A 6,127-nucleotide genomic window follows, 5' to 3' on the forward strand; every position below is an offset into this window, starting at 1 on the left:
TTTGGCTGCTATGGGACGCATTGACGAGACTGGGGCGGGGAAAGCATGCCTATCAACCCGGCGGAATGCCGCCGCCGTCTGGCGGATGATCCGGCCGACCTGATCGCGCTTCAGTCCCTGGCCATGCATATGCGGGACACGGGCGACGGGATGCAGGCCCTGCGCCTTTATCGCCGCGCCCATGTCCTGCATCGTGACACGCCCGCGTTCGATCGACAGGTCGACGCCACCCTGCATGTGGCGCTGAACCAGATATCCGCCCTGCTGGACCCCGGGCATTTCGAGGAAGCGGAGACCCGTCTGGAATGGCTGGCCAGCTTCATCCCGCCATCCGGCGATCTGGCCCGGTTGCTGGCCACGGTCTGGTTCATCCGGGGCCGCGAGGGCGATGCCATCGCCATGCTGCCGCGTGCCGGCATCACGGCGCCGGAGGATAGTGGCATTGCCGTCGCGATGAGGGCGCTTGACACCCATCGCCAGCAATATGGCGTCATCGGCACCGTGATCATCCCCGCCTTCAAGGCGGCCGATACCATCGGGGAAAGCCTGGACAGCATCCTGACCGCGCTGGCCCATTACCGCACCGCATCGGGGCGGGAGGATGCGCAGGTTCATATTGTGGTGGTGGATGATGCCTCGCCCGACGACACGGTGGACGTGGTGCGCCGATGGGGCCGGGCGCATCCGGACCAGGGGCTGGCCCTGATCGTCAACAATCAGAACCGGGGGGCGGGGCGGGCCCGCAATGCCGGCGTCGCCGCCGCCCTTGGTCCCTATCTCTGGTTCCTGGATGCCGACGACCGGTTCCTGGAACGGCATTTCCACCTCACGGCCAGCGTGCTGGATGCCAATCCGCGCTGGGACTATGTGCGCACGGACATCCTGTTCGACCATATCGACGCACAGATATCCACGGCATGGCGCGACGCCTCGGTGCGCACATATCCCTGCAACCTCTGCATCCGGCGGGAAGCCCACACGCGCTCGGGCGGATTTCCGGAGGAAACGCCCTTCTGGCCGGCCACGGCCGACGACGTCGCCTATTCCCGCGCCATCACGCTGATGCTGAAGGGCATACAGATCGGCGTGAAGACGGTTTTCTACCGAATGCGGCCCGGCAACGTCCTGGATCGCCTGCAGGCGGAGATGACCAGCCCCCGCCCCCCTGGAGTGGGGGGAGAGGTCGACGCCCGTTTCATGGCCATCGAGATCCTGATCCGCCGCCGCCTGCACGCGCTGACTGCCGGGCATGAGGCCACGGAGCGCGACCGGGCTAAAACCGCGACGGTGCTGGTGTCCCTGGCCCATGAACGCACCGGAGCGGATGATCACGCCACCGCCCATGCCCTGCTGCGCCGTGCCACGGGTCTGGCCCCCACCCTTGCCACCGCCTGGTTCGAGCTGGGCCTGGCCGCGCATCGCCTGTCACGGCGGAACGAGGCGAAAGCCGCGTTCGCCCGCGCGGTCGGCCTCTGTCCCGACCTGGCGCCCCCCCATGTCAATCTCGGCCTGCTGCTGGCGGAGGATGGGGATGCGGCCACGGCCCTGCCCCACCTGCACCGTGCCGTGGAACTGGCACCCAACAACGCCAACGCCCGTTTCCTGCTGGCCCGCGTCCTGCGCCGTCTGGGCCGGACAGCGGATGCGACGGTGAACCTGCAACAAGCCATCGCCCTTTCCCCCACCCTGGCGGAATATCATGCCGAATGGTCGGGCCTGCTGCTGGACGGTGGCGACGATGCGGCGGCGCTGGCGGCGGCGGACCGTGCCATCTCGCTTTCCCCCGGTCTTTATGGCGGGCACGCGGCCAGGGCCGCAGCACTGGAGGCCCTGGAGCGGCCGGGCGATGCGCTGGCCGCCTGGGACCGGGCCATTGCCTGCAACCAGGGCTATGGAGAGGCGTTCACCCGTCGCGCCCTGCTGCTGCTGACCGGGCAATGGGGCCCAGCGCCCACGCCGCGCGCGCGGGCCCGGAATGACGGTCAGCGGCTCGCCCTGACCCGGCTGGGCAGCAATGGCCGATTCGGCAATCAGATTCTCCAATATGGCACCGCCCGGCTCTACGCGCAGCGCCACGGCCTGACGCTCGAAACACCGCCCTGGATCGGCCGACACCTGTTCGGCCTGGATGATCCCCTGCCCGGGCCGGCCCTGCCCCGGCTGTCGGAGGAAGCGGCAGGATTGGCGACGGGCCTCGCCCCAGGCGCCCCACCCTTCGCCGCCGGTCACGATATCGACGGTTATTTCTGCGGCGACACCACGGCGTTCGCCCCCTTCGCCGACGATTTCCGCGGCTTCTTCACCCGCGCAGAGCGCTGGCGCGGGCGCATGGCGCAGGTGGCGGACCGGCTGCGGCAGGCCGGCGACACCGTTGTGGCCCTGCATCTGCGGCGTGGTGATTTCGGCTGGGGGCCGTTCTGGATCGCACCGGAGGCCTGGTATCTGGACTGGCTGGCGGATATCTGGCCCCGGCTTGAACGACCGGCGCTCTATATCGCCACGGATGATCCCGCCAGCCTGGCCGCCTTCGCCGGCTACCGGCCCCTGACCGCCGCCGGCCTGGGTCTGGCCCCGATCAGCGGCGCCGGCTTCCTGGATGATTTCCAGGCCCTCTGCGCGGCCGACATCCTGGCCATCTCCAACAGCACCTTTTCCTTCACGGCGGGATTGCTGAACGACCGGGCAATGGCGTTCCACCGGCCGGATCGTGCGGCCGGCCTCCTGATCTCCTTTGACCCCTGGGCATCGCCCGCACTTCTTCATTAACCAGTATATTTTTCAACACCATTACGTGTTAACAAATATATAGGGATTTTATACATTCATTAACACTCCGGCAATATGTCGGGAAGAATGATCCGCACCGCATGGCAAACATCAAAACAGTGCAATTCATGGAAATCAGCACTTTGCCTTCGCTTGATACGCTGTGACTTATCCATAAGATATTCCAAATTTTCTCCCGGCACCCGATTTTTGGGTTGCTATACCGCGGACAACAGGCAATACCTCGTTGTATGTAAGAATCTGTCCGGTCTCTGATCGGACGGGCGGGCGCGCACTATGCAAAGGTACGCGCATGTTCGGGGCGGATAGTGGGGATTTGACATGGCTGCTGGCGGTACCCTGACCCTTTCGGGCGGCGCGGACGTAACCCTCTCCACGGGGACGGTCTATTCCTTCGTTGTGGGGGTGAACAGCGGCACCCAGGGCCTCGTGCTGAACACCAACGGCCAGACAATGACCGTTACCAATATCGCCAGTCTGCGCGGCGGCACGAGCGTGGCCCGAAAGGATGTCATCACCCTTGGCGGCACCGCCGGCAATACGATGGCTGTTGCTTTGCTTGAAACGCTGATCGGCAATGTCGGCAAGGACGTCGTGACCCTTGCGACGAACGGCAGCACGATGGTGGTCGACGGCATCGAGACCTTTATCGGCGCCACCACGGGCACCGACTTCCTCACATTGGCCAATACCGGCGGCAACACCATCGCCGTCAGCTTCATCCACAGCCTGATGGGCAGCGACGGCAACGACGTTGCCGTCTTCCTCAATACGAACGGCACCACCACCGCCATCGGCCTGTTCGAAACGATCATCGGCAACGGCGCCAACGATTTAATCGCCAGCGTCGCTTCGGCGGGCGGCCAAACGGCGATGGTTGTCGATTTCGAAATCATCCTCGGCAATGGCAGCAAAATCGACGTCATCAGCCTGGGCGATGGCGGGAACACGATGGGTATCGGGTTCCTGGAAACGCTGATCGGCGGCACCGGCTACGACATCGTCACCAACGGTTTCAAATCCGGCACCATCAACCTGGCTTCCGGCGGCATGACGCTGAGGGTGCATAATATCGAGATGGTGGCCGGCGGCACCTCCGGACGCGATACCCTCATCCTGGGCGACACCAACACCACCATCACCATCGCCGATATCGACACGCTGATCGGCAGCGACGGCGTCGATGTGGTCACGATGGAGGAGCGGCGGACAACACCCATTTTCGGCAGCACTGCGCTGGCCACCACCACCAACACGGGCACGATGCTGGTGGCGATGGTGGAAACGCTGATCGGCACGGCCCAGTACGACACGATCTCAATGTCGGCGCCCGGCGCCACGAACGGCAACACCATCAATGTGTCGATGATCGAGGAGATCATCGGCTCTTCCATTGCCACCGACGATGTCGTACAGATCGACCAGACGGGCGGCAGCACCACGACCATCGCCCTGGTTGAAACCCTGATCGGTACCAGCGGCAACGATTTCGTGCAACTGGCCGCGGTCGGCAGCTTCGCCAACGACATCCTGCTTCAGGGCATCGAAACCATCGTCGGCAGCAAGAATGCCGACTCCGTGCAGTTCACCACCGCCGGGACGCTGACGACGGCGGCCGTGGAAGTGATCACCGGCACCAGCGGCGCCGACACGATCCAGCTTCTGTCGGGCATCACCACCTCTGCCACGATCGAATCCATCGAGACCCTGATCGGCGGTGACAGTACCAACATCATCACCACCACCCAGACCGGGGGCACGACGCTCAGCATCGACATGGTCGGCACGCTGATCGGTGCATCCACCTTCAACGATCTGGTGACCTTGCGCAGTGCCGCGACCGCCATCACGGTCAAGGATTTCGAGACGATCATCGGCAGCGCGTACCAGGACGTCGTGCAACTGGCCGTCAACACCGACCCCACGCAACAGGTTCTGGTGTCCGATGTCGAAACCCTGATCGGCAATGGCGGCGGGGCCATCCTGGCCGGCAGCAGCGGCAATACCGTTACCGTCTCCGCGCTCGCCACGCTGATCGGCGGCGGCGGCAACGATGTGATCAACCTGGGCAGCAACGGCAACACCACGGTCGTCAGCAATGTTGAAACGCTGATCGGCAATGGCGGCACCAACGATATCAGCATCGATATGGTGTCGGGGACCATCTATGTCTCGGGCGTGGACACGGTTCGGACGCCTTCCCAGACCATCGCCGTGGGCGGTGCAACGCAGACCATCGTCATCGGCGGCATCGACAACATATTGCACATGCCTGCATCCGGCGGCAGCAGCGATGTCGTCCTGCCATACGAAACGGTGATCGGCGACGGCGGCACCGACATCATCACCCTGACGCAAACGCAGGGTAGCACGATCGCGGTCCAGTTGCTGGAAACGCTGATCGGCAGCGCACAGAACGAACTGGTCGCGGTTATCGGCGGCGGCGGCAGCACCATGCTGGTGTCTCAGATCGACACCTTCCTGGGCGGCGGCGGCACCGACTTCGTGCAACTGGACAATGGTACCAACATTATCAGCGTCTCGCTGGTTGAAACCATCATCGGTGGCAGCGGGCAGGACGGGGTCCGGCTGGCCAATGGCGGCAATACCATTTCCGTCGCCGCGGTGGAGACGCTGACCGGTGGCAGCGGCACCGACGTCGTCACCCAGCTCGCCAGCGACGGCTCCACTCTCGGCATTTCCTTGATCGAAACCGCGATCGGCGGGGCGGGCCTGGATGTCGTAACGCTGGGATCCAGCGGCAATACGCTGACCGCCTGGCTGCTGGAAAGCATCATCGGCGGCATTGGCGGCGACCTGATCACCGTGGCCACGGCTGGCGCCGGCTTCCCGCCGGCGGCCGGCTCGATCGATGTCCTGATCGATGGCGGCAACGGCAATGATACCCTGATCGGCGGCGACGGTGACGACACGCTGATCGGCGGCAGCGGTGCCGACACCCTGACCGGTGGTGATGGCGAGGATGTGTTCGACGTCACCGATGGTGACCTGATCACCGACTTCACCGACAGCACCGACACGATCCGCATCTCCGGCACCAGCTATTCGATCAGCGACATCACCGTGACCGACAGCGGGGCCGATGCCATCGTGACGATCGGCGCCGGTCCGCCCATCACCATCACCCTGGCGGGCCGCGCCGGGCTGACCACAGCCAACTTCACGGTCAGCAACGCCAATGGTGCCACGCTGCTCACCAGCCGCGTGATCCCCGGCACCCCCACCGACAGCGACAACACCGCCAACAGCATCGCCGAAGGCGCGGCCAACGGCACCGCCGTCGGCATCACCGTGTCGGAACCGAATGGCTTGAGCAGCC

At 64.7% G+C, this 6,127-nt stretch carries 2 protein-coding genes; both read left to right on the forward strand.

Going from position 1 to position 6,127, the window contains the following annotated elements; translation table 11 throughout:
* Positions 1-45 precede the first annotated feature (45 nt).
* Entirely contained in the window at positions 46-2,766 is a 2,721-nt protein-coding gene (locus tag ACM9LZ_RS23280) for a glycosyltransferase (protein ID WP_416621915.1), read from the forward strand.
* 342 nt (positions 2,767-3,108) lie between these two features.
* Positions 3,109-6,127, forward strand: a 3,019-nt coding sequence (locus tag ACM9LZ_RS23285; RefSeq protein ID WP_416621916.1) for a beta strand repeat-containing protein, incomplete at its 3' end; no start/stop codon positions are given.

It is taken from the genome of Niveispirillum fermenti (genome assembly GCF_048066175.1).
GTDB classification, from domain to species: Bacteria; Pseudomonadota; Alphaproteobacteria; order Azospirillales; family Azospirillaceae; genus Niveispirillum; species Niveispirillum fermenti.